Annotated in this window: 15 protein-coding genes; 11 read left to right on the top strand and 4 right to left on the bottom strand. The window is 56.0% G+C overall.

Going from position 1 to position 17,385, the window contains the following annotated elements; genetic code table 11:
* Nucleotides 1–3: 3 nt before the first annotated feature.
* Entirely contained in the window at nucleotides 4–1,140 is a 1,137-nt protein-coding gene (locus ABEA08_RS21295) for an efflux RND transporter periplasmic adaptor subunit (protein WP_345337470.1), read from the bottom strand.
* 85 nt (nucleotides 1,141–1,225) lie between these two features.
* The gene (locus ABEA08_RS21290; protein ID WP_345337468.1) at nucleotides 1,226–2,554 is read right to left on the bottom strand and encodes an MFS transporter; all 1,329 of its coding nucleotides are present in this window, start codon (nucleotides 2,552–2,554) and stop codon (nucleotides 1,226–1,228) included.
* Between the two features lie 257 nt (nucleotides 2,555–2,811).
* On the opposite strand from ABEA08_RS21290, the gene ABEA08_RS21285 reads away from it, so the two are divergent.
* Nucleotides 2,812–3,432, top strand: a complete 621-nt coding sequence (locus tag ABEA08_RS21285) for a hypothetical protein (protein ID WP_345337467.1) — start codon at nucleotides 2,812–2,814, stop codon at nucleotides 3,430–3,432.
* A 71-nt stretch (nucleotides 3,433–3,503) separates the two neighbouring features.
* On the opposite strand, the gene ABEA08_RS21280 is transcribed toward ABEA08_RS21285, so the two are convergent.
* Nucleotides 3,504–3,752 (bottom strand): GlsB/YeaQ/YmgE family stress response membrane protein, encoded by a 249-nt coding sequence (locus tag ABEA08_RS21280; protein WP_345337466.1) that lies wholly within the window; start codon nucleotides 3,750–3,752, stop codon nucleotides 3,504–3,506.
* Between the two features lie 174 nt (nucleotides 3,753–3,926).
* On the opposite strand from ABEA08_RS21280, the gene ABEA08_RS21275 reads away from it, so the two are divergent.
* The 10 genes from ABEA08_RS21275 (at nucleotide 3,927) to ABEA08_RS21230 (ending at nucleotide 13,513) form a co-directional block, all read left to right on the top strand.
* The gene (locus ABEA08_RS21275) at nucleotides 3,927–5,615 is read left to right on the top strand and encodes an NAD-dependent malic enzyme (protein ID WP_345337465.1); all 1,689 of its coding nucleotides are present in this window, start codon (nucleotides 3,927–3,929) and stop codon (nucleotides 5,613–5,615) included.
* Between the two features lie 450 nt (nucleotides 5,616–6,065).
* Nucleotides 6,066–6,536, top strand: a complete 471-nt coding sequence (locus ABEA08_RS21270; RefSeq protein ID WP_345337464.1) for a Na+/H+ antiporter subunit E — start codon at nucleotides 6,066–6,068, stop codon at nucleotides 6,534–6,536.
* A complete protein-coding gene (locus ABEA08_RS21265) occupies nucleotides 6,533–6,808 on the top strand; it encodes an MrpF/PhaF family protein (protein ID WP_345337463.1) in 276 nt (91 codons plus the stop codon). The genes ABEA08_RS21270 and ABEA08_RS21265 overlap by 4 nt, the downstream gene beginning before the upstream one ends.
* On the top strand, nucleotides 6,808–7,170 hold the full coding sequence (gene mnhG, locus ABEA08_RS21260) for a monovalent cation/H(+) antiporter subunit G (protein WP_345337462.1): 363 nt from the start codon (nucleotides 6,808–6,810) through the stop codon (nucleotides 7,168–7,170). The genes ABEA08_RS21265 and mnhG overlap by 1 nt, the downstream gene beginning before the upstream one ends.
* The gene (locus ABEA08_RS21255) at nucleotides 7,167–8,168 is read left to right on the top strand and encodes a DUF4040 domain-containing protein (protein ID WP_345337461.1); all 1,002 of its coding nucleotides are present in this window, start codon (nucleotides 7,167–7,169) and stop codon (nucleotides 8,166–8,168) included. The genes mnhG and ABEA08_RS21255 overlap by 4 nt, the downstream gene beginning before the upstream one ends.
* The gene (locus tag ABEA08_RS21250) at nucleotides 8,165–8,605 is read left to right on the top strand and encodes a cation:proton antiporter subunit C (RefSeq protein ID WP_345337460.1); all 441 of its coding nucleotides are present in this window, start codon (nucleotides 8,165–8,167) and stop codon (nucleotides 8,603–8,605) included. Before ABEA08_RS21255 ends, ABEA08_RS21250 begins: the two co-directional genes overlap by 4 nt.
* A 3-nt stretch (nucleotides 8,606–8,608) precedes the next feature.
* Nucleotides 8,609–10,084 carry a monovalent cation/H+ antiporter subunit D family protein gene (locus ABEA08_RS21245; RefSeq protein WP_345337459.1) on the top strand — a complete coding sequence of 492 codons (1,476 nt, stop codon included), beginning with the start codon at nucleotides 8,609–8,611 and terminating at the stop codon, nucleotides 10,082–10,084.
* On the top strand, nucleotides 10,081–11,550 hold the full coding sequence (locus tag ABEA08_RS21240; protein ID WP_345337458.1) for a monovalent cation/H+ antiporter subunit D family protein: 1,470 nt from the start codon (nucleotides 10,081–10,083) through the stop codon (nucleotides 11,548–11,550). Before ABEA08_RS21245 ends, ABEA08_RS21240 begins: the two co-directional genes overlap by 4 nt.
* 9 nt (nucleotides 11,551–11,559) lie before the next feature.
* Complete coding sequence (locus tag ABEA08_RS21235) at nucleotides 11,560–11,841, top strand: hypothetical protein (RefSeq protein WP_345337457.1); 282 nt, start codon at nucleotides 11,560–11,562, stop codon at nucleotides 11,839–11,841.
* Entirely contained in the window at nucleotides 11,834–13,513 is a 1,680-nt protein-coding gene (locus ABEA08_RS21230) for a Na(+)/H(+) antiporter subunit D (protein WP_345337456.1), read from the top strand. The genes ABEA08_RS21235 and ABEA08_RS21230 overlap by 8 nt, the downstream gene beginning before the upstream one ends.
* A 211-nt stretch (nucleotides 13,514–13,724) precedes the next feature.
* On the opposite strand, the gene ABEA08_RS21225 is transcribed toward ABEA08_RS21230, so the two are convergent.
* Nucleotides 13,725–16,355 carry a glycoside hydrolase family 3 C-terminal domain-containing protein gene (locus ABEA08_RS21225; protein ID WP_345337455.1) on the bottom strand — a complete coding sequence of 877 codons (2,631 nt, stop codon included), beginning with the start codon at nucleotides 16,353–16,355 and terminating at the stop codon, nucleotides 13,725–13,727.
* Nucleotides 16,356–17,385 lie beyond the last annotated feature (1,030 nt).

The following is a 17,385-nucleotide window of genomic DNA, read 5'->3' as shown; positions in this document are numbered from 1 at the left end:
GCGCTACTCCGGTGCCAGTTCGTTCACTGTGCCAATCGCCACGCCTGGCCGAAGGTACTGCAGCCCCTCAAGCACGACCCTATCACCATTTGCCAACCCATCCGTCACCAGCCACGCTTGCCCTATCATCTGTTCCGCGACGACCGCTCGACTCTCAGCCGTATTTTCCGCGGAGACGATAACGACGGTCGCTTCGCCTTTGGCATTGCGACTCACCCCACGAGCCGGGATCAACACACCGTTAGGCAGGACTCCCTGAACCAGCGTGGCCCGCACGAACATGCCAGGAAGGAGAATGCTGTCTGGATTCGGAAAGGTGGTCCGTATCGTGAAAGTGCCGGTACTAACATCCACATTGATGTCCGCAAACTTAAACTCACCCAGATGTTCGTACGCTGAACCGTCATCAAACGACAGGTGAACCTGAGCGGCTTCCCCTTCTTGCCGGATCACATCGCCTGACGCCCAAGCTCTGCGCAGGGCATTAAGTTCACGACTGGATTCGGAGACATCCACGTACATGGGGTCAAATTGCTGAACCGTTACCAATGCCTGTGACTGACTGGCACTCACCAAAGCGCCTGGAGTTACAGAAGAGCGTCCCGCGAGGCCGGCAATGGGCGCATACACCCGAGTGTAGCCGAGGTTGATTTTCGCTGTATCAACCGAAGCCTTCGCTGTCTCTACCGACGCCAACGCCTGCTGATATTGCGCTTGGGCGTCATCATAATCTTGCTTTGACACCGCCCGAGAATCAACCAACACCTGATAGCGTTCGGCCCGGGCTTTCGCAGCTTTCAGGTTCGCTCGGCTTTGCGATAACTCGGCATTGGCCTGCTGCAGTTGCGCTTCGTACGGGGCGGGATCAATTAAATAGAGCTGCTGGCCCTTTTCGACCAACGCGCCCTCCTCAAAATCCTGTTCTAGTACAATCCCGCTGATCTGCGGCCGAACCTCCGCTTCCAAACTGGCTTTCGTGCGACCCGCAAGGGTTGTGGTTAGTGTCACCGGCTGCGCTTGCACAGTCATGGCGCCCACATCGACCGGAGGCGCTTCCGTGGATGGCGCCTGCTGCTCACTACACCCGATCGCCCCCATCAATAACGCAGTACACCACCACACTCGATAAACACTGACCATATTGCCCTCGTTTTCCATGCCGCAAAAATGTGCGGTAGTGAAAAACTTAGCAAAAGTTATCTCCTTAGCAGGTTTTTACCAACGATTAGTTTGAAAATTCCCTTGCTTGGCGGATCCCTTGACTGATAGGGAGCAGCAAAACCAACATTGCCCCAGCCACAAAGAAGGCTAGGATCACCAGCAGCGCCTGCTGCACCGACACTAAGTCCGCCACCACCGCAAACGACGCACTGCCGATGATCGCCGCGATCCGACCAAACAGTCCCCAAAAGCCAAACATCATGGCACTGAAGCCCTGTGGCGTCAGCAAGCCAACAATGGTTCGACTGGCACTCTGGGTCGAGCCCAACCCCGCGCCGGCAACCACCGCCGAAACCATAAACAGGCGGCTCTCTTCGACGCCAAACAGTTGGGCCAGTGGCGCGAGAAAGTAGATCGACAATACCCCCATGATCCACCACATCAGGGTCAAAAATATCGTGGCTTTAGAGCCGATCCGCGTTTCTAACAAACCAAAGCTGACAGCGCCGACAAAGGCCGACAACTGCAACGCCAAAAAGACACCGGTTTTCTCCCCGGCGCTCAAGTTCAATTCAGAATCGACGTAGATCCCGAAAAACTTGATCACAATCGCCATGCCGGCGCTGTACAGGGTGAACACCAAAAAGAAGTGCAGCAGAACCGGCAATTGCTGGCTTAACTGCCAACAGTGAGTCAAGCGCAGCCAAGTGTGATGCCAGACGCTACGCCAATGGGTATCGATGGGCTCACGCACCGGCCGGTCCCGCAGCCACAGCATGGTCGGGATCGACACCACCACAAAGAATGCCGCCACCACCAGCATCGCCTGTTGATTTTGATGGATATACAACGCGAGATCACGCTCCGGCGATGCGGTGATCACGCCAAACAGCACCAACACCAGGCTGAGCAAGCCACCTAAGTATCCCACCCCCCAGCCTATCCCCGACAACAACCCCATATTCTCCGGCGTCGCCAGATCGGTCAGAAACGAAGCACAAAAGACCTCGGACAGCATCCAGGTGGTGTTGCTGATCACGATCAAACCGATCGCCCAATAGATCCCGCCGGGACCAACGAAATAGAGCAGGCCCGTCGCTAGTGCACAGAGCAACATGTTGCCGATCAAAAAACGCTTCTTGCGCCCCGTCAGATCGCACAGCGTGCCTAAAAATGGCGCCAAGATCATTGCCGCCAGATTCGACAGGATCATCGCGATCCCCCAATAGCTGTTGCCCCAGTCCGACCCCTCAGGCACCAGGTGATTGACGAAAAAAGCACTGAACACAATGGTGATCACCACCGTGGTATACGCGGAGTTGGCCACGTCGAACATCGCCCAGCCGAAGATCTCACGTTGGCTGGTGCGGGACTGAGAAGCCGGCTCTACCATAAATAACCTGAATTACTTGGAAAAAACCAAGAGTACACCATTTATCAACTCGGAATATGTCGAGCCGGTTAAAACACGCAGCGACAGCGCAGCCGATAAAGGGACGATGTCAGAGAGCAGCATCCCCGCACGCATCGCCGGTCTTCACCCGTATTGGGAGCGGCTCAACATCCGTCTCTCCATGACTGGCAGCCGCTCATAGCAAGCCGCAATAAACCCTCTATGCTTAGTGCAGTTCCTCTGTCGTGGAGTTCATCATGTTCCCGCTGCGCCTGTGGTTGCCACTGATGCTGTTGCTGCCGATCGCCCATGCCAAGATCTTGCTTAATGAAGCAGACACCCTGCTCACGCTGCAGGGAAATTGGCTCGGTACCATGGAGTTTGTCGATACCCGCACCGGTAAGCTCACCGAGCTTCCCCTCGCGCTGGCGATCGAAAGCACCGCCGATCAACGCACCTTGATCCACAAACGCCGCTTTCTTGATCCGCAAATGCAGGTCGAAACCCTGATGATAAGAACACTCAGCGAGCCGGGCCAGGTCGCTTACGTGCGTGACGGACGGATGAAACACTACCAAACCCAAATAGCCGGACTGCAGATCCTCAACCCCGATGCCTGGGTCATGGTGCTCGAACACAAAGATAACGAAAACAATCGTCCCATCACCGTGCGCCACACCCTGCGCCGCAGCGGCGAGCAGTTCTCCGACACCAAAGAGATCGACTACCTCGACGATCGAGACATCGTCTGGCAGCTGCGTTATCGCACCGATTACCTGCGCACGGGGGACGCGCTACCGCTGGAACAGCAACAACCGTTCGAGCTGTTGCCTCGCAGACGTGGCGCAGTCGATGAACTGGGTCGGGTCGACTTCTAAAACCCTCGCCAAGGCGTTATGACTACGGCAAGCCCTCAATAAATAGACCAATGCTGATGATAGGTATGGCTTCAGCGCTTGAGTTTGCTGTAGAGAAACAACAGCAGCAGAGCGCCAAGCACCGCCAACACCAGCGAGCCAACATTAAAACCAGACACACCACCAAACCCGGCCAACTGACCCAGATAGCCACCGACAAAGGCCCCGGCGATCCCAAGCACTATGGTCATGATCAGCCCGCCACCATCCTTGCCCGGCATGATCCACTTTGCCAACACACCCACGACCAAACCCAATAGGATCCAACTCAACCAACCCATAACAGCCTCCCAACACAACGATTTCAAACCTAAAGCCTAGACGCTTATCCCTCGCCTGCTCAGGTCAATTGAAAGACATTCAAGGCAGATCTAACCGCGTGATCCAGCTAACCTTGTGATACACTTTTGAGCCAAAACGTCCCCCCTATAATTCATTGTCGTAGAAGGTCTTTCATGGACGACAACAAACGCCCACTTTATATCCACTATGCAGGCCCTGTTCTGCTAGAAGCGCCACTTCTGAATAAAGGCTCCGCCTTCACCGACGAAGAGCGCAACGCATTCAACCTGCACGGCCTGCTGCCCGCCGCAGTTGAGACCATCGAAGAGCAGGTCGCCCGCGCCTACCAACAGTACGCCTCGTTCACCAATGACATGGATCGCCACGTCTACCTGCGCAACATTCAGGACACCAACGAGACCCTGTTTTACAGTTTGGTACAACAGCATATCACCGAGATGATGCCGATCATCTACACCCCGACCGTGGGTGCAGCCTGTCAGCAGTTCTCCAATATCTACCGACGCTCCCGTGGCCTGTTCATCTCTTACGCCGATCGTGATCGCATCGATGATCTGCTGGCCAACACGGTCAACCATCATGCTAAAGTCATCGTCGTCACCGACGGTGAGCGGATCCTCGGCCTGGGCGATCAAGGCATTGGTGGCATGGGCATTCCGATTGGAAAGCTGTCGCTGTACACCGCCTGTGGCGGGATCAGCCCAGCCTATACCCTGCCCATCGTGCTGGATGTCGGCACCGACAACGCGCAGTTGCTGGATGATCCCATGTACATGGGCCTGCGCCAACCGCGGGTAACCGGCGAAGAGTACGACGCCTTCGTCGAGCAGGTGATGCAGGCGATCCAAACCCGCTGGCCAGACTCCCTGATCCAGTTTGAGGACTTCGCCCAAAAAAATGCCATGCCGCTGCTTAATCGCTACAAAGATCGCATGTGCTGCTTCAATGACGATATCCAAGGCACCGCCGCAGTGACCGTCGGCTCCCTGCTCGCGGCCTGTAAGGCACAGGGCAAACAACTTAAAGATCAGACCATCGCCTTCCTCGGCGCCGGCTCCGCCGGTTGTGGCATCGCCGAAGCGATCATCGCCGAGATGATCAGCCAGGGCCTGAGCGATAAAGCCGCCCGCGCACGGATCTACATGGTTGATCGCTGGGGCTTATTGCAAGAAGGCATGGTCAACTTGCTCGACTTCCAGGCCAACTTGGTGCAATCGCCCAAGGCGGTCGAAAAGTGGCAGGTCGAGAACAACAATATCTCACTGCTGGATGTGATCAATAACGGCAAGCCAAGCGTGCTGATCGGTGTTTCCGGCCAGCCTGGGCTGTTCACCGAAGAAGTGATCCGCTCAATGGCCGCCAGCCATGAACACCCAATCGTATTCCCGCTGTCCAACCCAACCAGTCGCGTCGAGGCCACACCGGAGAACATCCTGCGTTGGTCCGACGGCCGCGCCTTGGTCGCCACCGGCAGTCCGTTTACCCCGGTGCACCTCAACGATCAGGTGTTCCCTATCGCCCAATGCAACAACAGCTACATCTTCCCGGGTGTGGGTCTGGGGGCTTTGGCCTGTGGCGCCGAGCGGATCACCGATAACATGCTGATGGCCTCCAGCCGCGCCTTGGCCGAATGCTCGCCACTGGGTCAAAAAGGCGAAGGCGCCCTGCTGCCACCACTGGAAGAGATCCAAGAGGTGAGCAAACAGATCGCCTTTGCGGTCGGCAAAGCCGCCATGGCCGACGGTGTCGCCATGAAGGTTAAGCAGGACGATCTGCGCGCCGCCATCGACCGTGCGTTCTGGCAACCAGAGTACCGCAGCTACAAACGCTCCGCGTTCTAACACGCTGCTTGCAAAGACACCAACGCCGCCATCCCAGCGGCGTTTTTTTTTGCTGTCCAATCTCGTTTGCGGCTGAACAACGGCAGTCCCTATCGCTCCCGCCTCCATTCGACCGCCCGCCCGCCCGGATCGCTCTGGCAACGGTTCCAATACGATCTGGTCAGTATTTCGTTGAAAACGGGTGTGCCCTGAACACTTTGGTTCGAAAATGCTCTTTTAGGTGCCACTGCACCAGACCACTGGGATCTCACTGACTGTTTAAGAGTTTATTACAAAAATTCCACTGCAATGACGGCCGCCAACAATCAAAGCCGCCCCGCAAGGTTTACCCACGTTATCAACTCATTACATTCTGTGACCCATCACTCAAACTTTGGAGTGCGTAGTGTTAGCGCACCGTTAATGTTATAAGTTGATGACTTGATATGGATTGGCGCGGAACGCATTCGGATGCGATACACACTCTCTTTGTTGGTCTGCTTGACCCTGATCTGGCTATTAAATTCAGGTCACTACACCTCATTTATCTCGACGCTTGGCGTGGCCTCTATCGCCTTTGTGGCGTGGTTGGCCCACCGCATGGAACTGGTGGATAACGAGTCTTACCCTCTGCATCTCGCACGAAAGTTTCCCGGTTTTATCTGCTGGCTACTCAAGGAGTTGGTGCTGTCTAACTGGCAGGTGATCAAGCTGATTATCAAAGGCCCAAAAGGACTGGCTCCGGCAGTCGCGATCTTGAAGCACCAACAGGACGACGATGCCAGCCGGGTCGTGCTGGCTAACTCGGTCACCTTAACGCCCGGAACCCTGTCGTTGGACCTGGATGAAACCACACTGACGGTACATGCCCTTCACCACGATGATATCGACGCATTGCAACAAGGATCGATGATCCCGCGAGTTAAGGAGTTGGGCCAATGACGGTATTCGTAGTGGCCGGATTGGCTTTACTGGTTGCGATGGGGCTGGCCCTATCGAGGGCGATCCTGGGGCCAACGACGTATGACCGGATCCTGGCGGTGAACGTCTTTGGTACCAAAACCGTGCTGTTAATCGCCGTGTTGGGGTTCTTGATGGGCCGGCCTGATTTTCTCGACATCGCCTTAGTCTATGCCCTGATCAACTTTATTGGAGTGGTGGGGATCCTGCGCTTTTTCGAACAGCATAGGCAGCGTGAGGAGGAGCAACAATGATGGCTGAGGTGTTGTCGTTGGTCAGCGCGGTCTTGATCCTTGCCGGCTGTGGCTGCTGCCTGATAGGGGCACTGGGCATGCTGCGCTTTCCTGACTTTTATACCCGGATGCACGCTGCTGGGATCACCGACACCATGGGCAGTGGTTTGTTGCTCATCGGGTTGATCCTGCAGCCAGAGAGCCACTGGCTGGTAATCGCCAAGCTGTGCTTTATCTTGATATTCATTCCGTTGACCAGCCCCACGGCGGCCCACGCGTTGGCCAAGGCCGCACGCAAAGGGGGCCTAGCGCCGCTGCTTGGACCGCAGGGAAGTGAGAGATCACGCCCATCACCCCCAGAGCAAGAGGAGAGCAACGGATGATCGAATTTGTGATTAATGTGGTGCTGCTCAGCTTTTTGGTGCTGCTGGCGCTGACCATAGCACGCACCAAGGATCTGCTCTCCTCGGTCATGTTGTGTGGCCTCTACAGTCTGGTGTCTGCGGTGTTCTTCGTCACCATGGATGCGGTGGATGTGGCCTTTACCGAAGCGGCGGTGGGTGCGGGGATCTCCTCATTATTGATGCTCGCGGCCATGATGGTGACCAGCCGCTATGAGAAAGCCAACAGCATCCAGCCCAAAGCCGCCCTGGTGGTGGTCTTCTTGACCGGCGTGCTGCTATTTTACGGCCTCATCGATATGCCGATGTTTGGCGATCCCAACACGCCGGTGCAGCAGCAAGTGTCCAGCCACTACATCGAGGAGTCGATGGAGGAGATCGGGATCCCCAATATGGTGACCTCGGTGCTGGCCAGCTACCGGAGCTACGACACCTTTGGCGAAACCGTGGTGATCTTCACCGCGGGGATCGGGGTGCTGGCGCTGCTCGGTGGCCGTGGCGCGGGGATCCGCAAGCCAAGTAGCCCAGCAGCCAGCCGGAGCGCCTTTCCGGATCATCTCATTCTGCGCGTGATCAGCAAGCTGCTGATCCCACCGATTATGCTGTTCGCGCTCTATGTCCAGTTTCACGGTGACTACGGCCCAGGGGGCGGCTTCCAAGCGGGGGTGATCTTCGCCGCCGCGATCGCTCTGTACGCCATGGTGTTTGGCTTTGAGCGGGCACGAAAGCGCTTCCCGCTCCCGGTGATCCGCTTTGTCTCCGCCGTGGGCGTGTTGCTGTACGGCAGTGTGGGCATGGTGTCGATACTCAACGGCCACGCCTTTTTGGATTATCACGCCCTGTCTGCCAATGCCCTGTCAGGCCAGCACCTGGGGATCTTCCTGGTGGAGCTGGGCGTCGGGATCACGGTCACCTCGGTGATGATCTTGCTGTTCTTTACCTTTTCTGAGCGAGCAATGCAATCAGGGGGGCAGGAGTGAATCTGTTAGCGCAGTACAACTATTGGGTGGTGATCATCCTGATGATGCTGGGATTTTACATCGTGATCTCCCACGGTAACCTGGTGAAAAAGCTGATGGGGCTTGGGATCTTCCAAACCTCGGTATTCATCCTTTATATCAGCATGGGCAATGTAGAGGGGGCCACCGCGCCCATCCTGGCCGAGGGCTATCAATCCTTCTCTAGCCCCCTACCCCATGTATTGATCCTCACCGCCATCGTAGTGGGGATCGCCACCACAGCGGTGGGTTTGGCCTTGGTGATGCGGATCCGCGAAGCCTACGGCACCGTGGAGGAGGATGAGATCCAAACCATCGATAATGCGGCCAGCGTGACACAGGCGGAGGTGGTGCCATTGGAGCCTCACCCGGTCGCCGAGGATGAGCCTAAACGTAAAGTTGGAAACAAGGACAGTTAAATCGTGTTAGCCCACCTTCCTGTATTACAGGTGATCGTTCCTTTGATGGCAGCACCGACCTGTTTGCTGCTAAAACCCACGCGCCTGCTGTGGCTGTTCTGCGTGATGGTCAGTGGCTTGGCATTTGGGATCAGCCTGTTGTTGATCAGCCAAGTGATCGCCAGCGGCCCCATCGTGTATGAGCTTGGCGGCTGGCAGGCCCCTTGGGGCATTGAATATCGCATCGATGCACTGAATGCCTTCCTGCTGGTGCTGGTGTCCGGTGTGGGCACCTTAGTGTTATGGTCGGCACAGTACAGCATCGAGCGGGAGCTGCCGAAGGATCGCCAGCTCTATTTCTATATTGCCTATCTGCTGTGCATGGCCGGTTTGATGGGGATCCTGGCCACCGGCGATGCCTTCAATGTCTTCGTCTTTTTGGAGATCTCTTCCCTGGCCACTTACACCCTGGTGGGCCTCGGCAAAGATCGGCGGGCACTGTGGGCCTCGTATCAATACCTGATCATGGGCACCATCGGTGCGACCTTTATCCTCATCGGGATCGGCCTCATCTATATGATGACCGGCACACTGAATATGCAGGATCTCGCCCAGCGCCTGCCGGAAGTGGCCCATACCCGCACCCTGTTTACCGCCTTCGCGTTCTTTATCGTCGGTGTCTGTCTCAAATTGGCCGTGTTCCCGTTACACCTGTGGTTGCCCAATGCGTATGCCTATGCCCCCTCGGTGGTGACGGCATTTCTGGCGGCGACGGCCACCAAAGTAGCACTCTATGTGATGCTGAGGTTTGTGTTTGATATCTATGGGGTGAGCTTCTCCTTTGAGCATCTGCCGTTGCAGAAGATCCATCTCGTGCTGGGACTGGCCGGGATCTTCGCCGGCTCAGTGATCGCCATCTACCAAACCAACGTGAAGCGCCTGTTGGCGTACTCCAGCGTGGCTCAGATCGGGTATATGATCCTCGGTTTCAGCCTGGCCAGTGAGCAGGGACTGGTGGCCACCTTGCTGCATATGTTCAACCACGGCTTGATCAAGGGCGCACTCTTTCTGGCGCTGGCCGCGGTGGTGTACCGGATAGGCAGCGCTGAATTGAGCCAGTTTAAGGGCCTGGGTAAGCGGATGCCGCTGACCATGGCGGCCATCGTGGTGGCTGGGCTGAGCTTAATTGGCGTACCGCTCACCGTCGGCTTTATCAGTAAGTGGTATCTGGTCGTGGCGCTGCTTGAGCAAGGCTGGTGGCCAGTGGTTGGCTTGGTGCTACTCAGCTCGATGCTGGCACTGATCTATGTCTGGCGCATTGTAGAAGTGGCCTACTTCCAGCAGCCCGATGGTGAAGTGGTGCGTGAGGAGGTTCCCTTGGGATTCTTGCTGCCCATCTGGATCCTAGTCTTCGCCAATGTGTACTTGGGCATTGATACCCGCTTTACCGTGGGAATAGCAGAGATGGCGGCACAAAGCCTGTTTGGAGTGCAATCATGAGTGGCGCATTGACCCTACAACTTACCCTACTGCTACCGCTGCTGGTGATGGCGGGGATCGCACTGTGCCGTCGTCATCCCGATCTGCGTGATGGCGTCACCCTCATCGGCGCCTCAGTCCAGCTGGTGTTGATGCTGCACCTCTATCAGGGGTTTATGTCCGGCGACAACGCCTCTGTCATCTGGTTCGAATTGCTCCCCGGGCTGAGCCTTAGCTTTGTGCTGGAGCCGCTGGGGGTGCTGTTTGCGCTGATCATTGGTTTTCTCTGGCTGATCACCAGCCTTTACGCCATCGGCTATATGCGCGGCAACAAGGAGTCGGATCAAACCCGCTTCTATCTGCTGTTTGCCTTGGCGATCACCGCTGCGCTGGGGATCGCCTTCTCCGCCAACCTGTTCACCCTATTTGTGTTCTATGAACTCTTGACCCTGTCGACCTTCCCACTGGTGACCCATAAGGGCAGTGAGAAGGCGATGAAGGCGGGCCGGGTGTATCTGGGCATATTGCTGTTTACCTCGGTGGGCTTACTGCTGCCGGCGATCATCTGGACCTGGATGCTGACCGGCACCACGGATTTTGCCAGTGCCGGGATCCTGGCTGAGCACCTCGATGGCCCGCTGGTCACCGTGCTGGCGCTGATGTTTTTACTTGGGATAGGCAAAGCGGCGGTGATGCCGGTGCACCGCTGGTTGCCTGCGGCCATGGTGGCTCCCACACCGGTCAGTGCCCTGTTGCACGCGGTCGCCGTGGTCAAGGCCGGGGTGTTTTGTGTCATTAAAGTGGTGGTGTATGTCTTTGGCCTGGAGCTGCTGCAACAGGCCCCGGGCAGCGAGATCTTGCTCTATCTTGCCGCCTTTACCGTAGTCAGTGCCTCGGTCGTGGCACTCAAGCAAGACAACCTCAAACGTCGCTTAGCGTTTTCCACCATCGGCCAGCTTTCCTATGTGGTCCTCGGGGCGATGATCTTGGCCCCCATCTCGATCTTGGGAGCCAGCCTGCACATCGCCGCCCATGCCTTTGGCAAGATCACCCTGTTCTTCGCCGCTGGCTCCATCTATACCGCCACCAAGAAAACCGAGATCAGCCAGCTTAATGGGATCGGTCATCAGATGCCGATCACCATGGCGGCCTTCACCATAGGATCGCTGTCGATGATCGGCCTGCCCCCCGCCGTGGGCTTTATCTCCAAGTGGTATCTGCTGATGGGCGCCATCGAAGCCGAGCAGCAACTGGCCGTAGCGGTGATCCTGTTATCGACGCTGCTCAATGCGGCCTACTTTGTGCCGGTGATCTACGCCGCCTACTTTAAGCCAGCCGATGTGTTGCCGGCGGTCCGCAAAGAGTCGCCACCCGTGATGGTCACGGCGCTGGGGATCACCGCCGCGATGACCTTGCTGCTGTTTGCCTTCCCCAATCGATTGTTTGAGCTTGCTGAGCAGATCCGCCTCGTTGCGGCGCTCTCATAAGGGACTGTGATGACTGATCAATCCACCAAATCTTCTTCTCAGCTTCACTGGCTGTACCGCCCCGAGAACCGGCCCAAACTCTGGCGCGGCCTATGGCTGGTTCTGGCCCTGTCTCTGCTGCCGGAGCTGTTCATGCATCACCATGGCAACCTGGAGTCGCAAGGTGTCACCCTGGACAGCAGCCCGGGATTTTATGGCTGGTATGGCTTAATCGCCTGCGCGCTGATGGTGATCGTCGCCAAAGGATTGGGTTTTCTGTTGAAGCGCAAGGACAGCTATTACCATGATTGAGCATTTTCCACCTGGGCTGTTGTTGGTCATTATTGGCCTGCTGCTGCCGTTTGTCTCTGTGCTTTGGAAACGGGTCCTGCTGTTGGCTGGCCCCATGCTTGTGCTGTTGCTGGTGTGGACACTGCCACTGGGCACCAGCAGCAGTGTGATGTTTTTGGAGTACCAACTGGCGCCGCTTGAGATCACCGTCTTGGGGCGGCTGTTTGCGACCGTCTTTGCTCTGATGGCCTTTGCGGGGGCGCTTTACGCCCTCAATCAAGCGAAAACCCTAGAGCTGTCAGCGGCCATGATCTACGCCGGCTCGGCGATCGGGGTGGCGCTCTGCGGCGATCTCTTCAGTATGTTTGTGTTCTGGGAGGTGATGACCCTGGGCTCAACCTTGGTGCTTTGGGCGGCGGGGACAGACTCGGCCTGGAAGGCCAGTTTCCGTTATCTGATGGTGCATCTGTTTGGTGGCGTCGTGCTGATGGTGGGCATTGTGGCCCATGTGTACGCCAGCGGCAGCATAGAGTTCGGCCCGATCGGCTTGTCCCACTGGAGCGGCTACCTGATCTTGGCAGGTTTCCTGGTCAACGCGGGTGCACCACCGTTTTCCGCTTGGATCGCCGACGCCTACCCGGAAGCCAGCCCCAGCGGCAGCGTGTTCCTATCGGCGTTTACCACCAAAACCGCGGTGTTTACCCTGATGATCTGCTTTGCGGGCACCACGGCGCTGATCTACATCGGCCTCTATATGGTGTTTTACGGGATCATCTATGCGCTGCTGGAAAACGACATGCGGCGCATTTTGGCCTACAGCATCGTCAATCAGGTGGGCTTTATGATCACCGCCATAGGCATTGGCAGTGAGCTGGCACTCAATGGCGCCGCGGCGCATGCCTTTGCCCACATCATCTATAAAGGCCTGCTGCTAATGGCGGCGGGCAGCGTGCTCTATCAGACCGGCAAGCGCAAATGCTCCGATCTCGGCGGGCTGTTCCAGTCGATGCCACTCACCACCCTATACGGCACCATTGGCGCACTGGCGATCTCATCGGTGCCCTTTACCTCGGGCTTTGTCACTAAGTCGCTGGAAACCGCCGCGGCGGCCCATGAGAGGCTGGCCTGGGTGTGGTTTTTGCTGTTGGCAGCCTCCGCCGGCGTCTTCCTGCATGCAGGGATCAAATTCCCCTGGTTTGTGTTCTTCCAAAAGGACTCCGGGCTGCGACCGGCGGATCCCCCCGCCACCATGCGATGGGCGATGGCGCTGTTCTCGGCCTTGTGTATTGGGATCGGCCTAGTCCCGCAGCTGTTTTATCAGATCCTGCCCTACCCGGTGAGCTATCAGCCCTACACCTTGAGTCATCTGGTAACCCAGTTCCAGTTGCTGCTGTTTGCCGGCGCGGCGTTCTTTGTTCTGCTGCCGATGATGAAGCGGACTCTGACCATCAGTCTGGACTTTGACTGGTTCTATCGGAGGCTATTCCCAAGCGTGGTGGAGCGCGGATCGGTCGCATTTGTTCATTGGGACCAACGGCTCAGGCAAAGCTGTGTGGCCTTGGTTTATCGCATGCTGGACTTCCTGGCGCTGCATCTGCCGGAAGCACGTTTATCGCGAACCCGGCTGACCAGCTCTATGGTGATGTGGGTTGCGGTGATCCTCACCGGCTATCTGACATTGAGCTTTGTTTAACGTCATTGACGTTTGATGGGGATATTTACCGTGCCAGGATCGGACCCTTCGAAAACGAATAAGTGATTAGGAACGGATCCTCCATGTTCATCAATGCATAGATCTGAATAGGCGGTGCATGAGCTTTATGGATCTCCTTGGTGTTCCCATCCATAGTCAGCATGTCGTCGTAAGTAAAAAGGGCCCGAATTACGGACCCTTTTTTAGTTCGTTAGCGAACCTCAATGGTTTTGGTGAGAGACAGCCTATCGGACGCATTGCCGACGCGGATCTCGTAGCGGTCGCCTAAAGACCAGTCTTGGCTGTGTTCATCCCAGTAAGCTAAATCCGCAACGTCGATAGAGAGTTCGACGACTTGAGACTTGCCCGCCGGTACGGTGACGCGTTCGAACGCTTTCAAACGCTGTTTGGGTTTGTCTGAGCGCTCGAATATGTCCGCCACGTAGACTTGCACAACTTCGTCGCCATCCATCTTACCGGTATTCTTCACTCGTACAGACAGATCGATGGTGCCGTCGACATTCACTTTGCGCGAATGGATCTTCAGCTTGTCCAGTTTGAAATTGGTGTAGGACAGGCCGTGACCAAAGGCCCACAGCGGCTCTTTGTCGAAGTACCAGTAGGAGCGACCTTTCGTGATGTCATAATCTGCGAAAGGAGGGAGATCGTCCCAAGTACGCACCCAGGTCAGGGGGAGTTTGCCGCCGGGGTTATAATCACCAAACAGAGTGTTTGCGATGGCTACGCCCCCCTGCTCTCCTGGATACCAAGACTGCAAGATCGCCGGTGCATTCTCTTTAAGCCATGGACTTTCGATGCTTGAGCCGGATTGGAGGACGACAACAGTATTGGGGTTGGCGTTGAGGACGCCATTGAGCATCTCGACCTGCTCTTGTGGTAACCCTTCAAACGGCCGATCAATGGACTCTCGCTCGTATTCCACTGAGATCCCCATCACGGCGATCACGGCATCGACCTGCTTGGCCACGTCCAATTCGCCACCCTCGAAATTGCTCTTTTCCTGCGGCAATTGCCAGGCAAGGCGGAGTCGGTGATCTTCATAGTCTGTTTTGCGCATGTTGATCACCTTAATCTCGTAGGTCTGCGTAGCATCGAGGTCAATGGCTTTGGTGAGACGTTTTACGTCGGGCTCTTCGCCGTGATCGCGGATAAATGGCGCGCCATTGATCTGCACTTGGACGTCGCCGCCTAGGTTATCAACGGCGAAGGTATAGCGCCCGCTTTGTGGCGGCACCACTGTAGTCGTAAAGGTTGCGGCATAGCGATCGCGAACAAGGGCTTTATGAGGGCGTTCATCGGTCCAGGAAAAATCGACGTCTGCCACAAAGGTTTCGGCATCGGGCTTGCCGTGGGCTTTAGCGTCATTGTGATAGACGGCTTGCCAGCCGCCCATCCCTTGTGCGTCGAGGGTCGTCAGATTGTCCATCGGGATCCGGGTGACATCTTCGACGGCGTGGGTCCAGGGCACATACAGCACTTCCACATCGTCACCGAGATGATTACGGATCCCTTGCAACGGGGTGACCGGATCGGTCGCCGTGCCCGCGTACGTGCCATAGTTCAGCACATCAGCGTTGGGGCCGATCACAGCAACGGTTTTTAATGCGGAGCGATCCAGCGGCAGCAAGGGTGTCCCTGAGACCGGCTCGTTTTGCAGCAGAACCATGGACTTTTCTGCCAACTCCAGTGCCAGTGGTTTGAACGTGGTCATGGTTTCGAACGGGATATCCTTCCATGGCGACAACTCCTCCGGATCAAACATGCCAAGACGCAGCGCCACGCGCATCACGTTGCGAAACGCCCTGTCCAGGCTTTCCGCCTTGGCTTTACCTTCGGCGATGACGGCCGGGCCATGGGTATGAAACAGGCCTTCGTTGGTGTAATCCAAGGTCTCTGCATTGAGGACAGCAGCGATAGAGTCGGCCGTGGTGTCGTAGATCTCATGGCCATAAAATCCGCGCTCGGCCCAACCTTTGGTGATCATCTGCGCGGAGGCGTAGTCGCCGATCACGAAGCCATCAAAGCCCCACTCTCCCCGCAATACGTCTTTAACAAGCCAAGTGTTTGTCACGGCAGGCTCACCATTGAGTGCGTTGTACGCGGTCATGATGATTTTGGCATCCCCCTCCTGCACAGCCTGCTTGTAGGCGGGAAAGTAGTACTCACGCAGTTGTTTCTCAGAGATATCGGCGTTGGCGTGGAATCGATCGTGTTCGGTGTTGTTGGCGACAAAGTGCTTAGCCCCGGCCGCGGTTTTGAGGTATTTGGGGTGATCGCCCTGGAGGCCTCTAACGTAAGCTGCAGCAAGGGTGCCATTGATCAACGGATCTTCGCCATAGGCTTCCTGAGTGCGTCCCCAACGAGGATCGCGAGCAATGTTGACCACCGGAGACCAGAAGCCGAGAGGGCCTTTACGCCCTCCCCACAGCACTGGACCGTTGTGGTACTGAGCACGGGCTTCGTCGGACACCGCATCGCCCATGCGTGTCATCGCTTCAGGATCCCACATCGCAGCCAGTCCAATGGACTGAGGGAAGACCGTGGCTGGGTTGTCACGCGGTGCAGAAAGTCCGTGCAGGGCTTCGCCCGGCATGAAAGAGCGCATGCCAAAGCGCGGAACACCCTCATTCCGCTGGGTGATCATCAGGCCTTTTTCTCGGTTTGTGAGACGGGCACTGATGTCATCTAGCCGCTCTTCAATGGGTAGTGTGTGGTCATAAAATGGGATAGGATACTCAGCAATCTGTTCGCTGCTCATTCCTGCGCAGGCAATGGTGGGAGTCAGTGCGAGTGATATTGCCAGGTTGACGCTTCGCTTCATTTGGGCCTCTGAATGATGATTATTTCCAGGCTTTTACTAGTGCTACACAGGGTTGTGTTTAGTCCGGTGTTAGCGCTACCGAGCGACCTTAACACTTTGAATTATTCAATTTGTAGTGGAGTAACCATGCTCAGCAAAATGACCCATCATTTGCGGTGCAAAGCACAAGAGCCATTCGAACCGTTATTTTCTTTCTTCGGCTACTGAAGTGAGATGATAGATATTAAGTTCCAAATACATTGTCCATTTCATCTCAGTACAGAGTTACGAACACCCTCTACGTTTACTATAAAACCAGCATAATAGTCTCAACACACAGGCATCCCCTTTCCAATTGCACTTAGCTACTCTAAATAAAGCCTGCGCAATACTGTTGCAACTCAAGTGACAATTTTCATTTATCGAGCTGGCTGAACTGCCAAAAATGAACATCAAAACCCCACTTCCTCTTAATTAGTTTGCTCATAGGAAAAGAAGAGAAATAAAGACATATATGGGCGCCCCAGCTAAGACAAACGTGGACACATTCCGGGCTCCCTTCCTCCTTTGTTAACCCAGTTACGTATCGTCCCGGACAACTGGCTGACTATCAACAGCGAATTTGAGCACAAATTTCGAAAGGCCACAGGGCGGGAAGCAGCGCATCTTTGCTGCCAATACCGAGCATAAGCGGGCCTTTGTCGTATCCAGTGCCCATCAACTGCTGTCCAGCGACTGACACGGACTCCATCCCGTTTTTCTCAAACTGTCGCTACGGCAGCCTTTGGCGCACCTGAAACACTCAAGAAATGCCATCACCTTCTATAAAGCAGGAAATTTGTCGGCCAAGGTGCTGCTTTCTCCAGGTCAGTTCAGCGTAAAGCCCCCCTTCTAAAGAAGGTGGCTTTGAATTACCTATGGAAGCAGGGCGGGATCGTACTTTGTTAATGGAAGTTGATACCAGCGATCTGCTGTGATCTAATCGGGCTCTCCGTCATCATAGATCCCCCCCAAATGACCCTGATTGAACACCTCACCGTTATTGAAGATA

Source organism: Ferrimonas pelagia, from assembly GCF_039543565.1.
Classification (GTDB): Bacteria; Pseudomonadota; Gammaproteobacteria; order Enterobacterales; family Shewanellaceae; genus Ferrimonas; species Ferrimonas pelagia.
Note: the sequence above shows the minus strand (reverse complement) of the source record. Positions and strands in the feature narration are given on the sequence as shown.

Excerpts from the sequence above, each read along its gene's own strand:
- ABEA08_RS21255 (WP_345337461.1), top strand. The coding sequence starts at position 7,167 with ATGATCGAATTTGTGATTAATGTGGTGCTGCTCAGCTTTTTGGTGCTG.
- ABEA08_RS21270 (WP_345337464.1), top strand. The coding sequence starts at position 6,066 with ATGCGATACACACTCTCTTTGTTGGTCTGCTTGACCCTGATCTGGCTA.
- ABEA08_RS21240 (WP_345337458.1), top strand. The coding sequence starts at position 10,081 with ATGAGTGGCGCATTGACCCTACAACTTACCCTACTGCTACCGCTGCTG.
- ABEA08_RS21225 (WP_345337455.1), bottom strand. The coding sequence starts at position 16,355 with ATGAAGCGAAGCGTCAACCTGGCAATATCACTCGCACTGACTCCCACC.
- ABEA08_RS21275 (WP_345337465.1), top strand. The coding sequence starts at position 3,927 with ATGGACGACAACAAACGCCCACTTTATATCCACTATGCAGGCCCTGTT.
- ABEA08_RS21290 (WP_345337468.1), bottom strand. The coding sequence starts at position 2,554 with ATGGTAGAGCCGGCTTCTCAGTCCCGCACCAGCCAACGTGAGATCTTC.
- ABEA08_RS21285 (WP_345337467.1), top strand. The coding sequence starts at position 2,812 with ATGTTCCCGCTGCGCCTGTGGTTGCCACTGATGCTGTTGCTGCCGATC.
- ABEA08_RS21295 (WP_345337470.1), bottom strand. The coding sequence starts at position 1,140 with ATGGTCAGTGTTTATCGAGTGTGGTGGTGTACTGCGTTATTGATGGGG.
- ABEA08_RS21230 (WP_345337456.1), top strand. The coding sequence starts at position 11,834 with ATGATTGAGCATTTTCCACCTGGGCTGTTGTTGGTCATTATTGGCCTG.
- mnhG (WP_345337462.1), top strand. The coding sequence starts at position 6,808 with ATGGCTGAGGTGTTGTCGTTGGTCAGCGCGGTCTTGATCCTTGCCGGC.
- ABEA08_RS21280 (WP_345337466.1), bottom strand. The coding sequence starts at position 3,752 with ATGGGTTGGTTGAGTTGGATCCTATTGGGTTTGGTCGTGGGTGTGTTG.
- ABEA08_RS21265 (WP_345337463.1), top strand. The coding sequence starts at position 6,533 with ATGACGGTATTCGTAGTGGCCGGATTGGCTTTACTGGTTGCGATGGGG.
- ABEA08_RS21235 (WP_345337457.1), top strand. The coding sequence starts at position 11,560 with ATGACTGATCAATCCACCAAATCTTCTTCTCAGCTTCACTGGCTGTAC.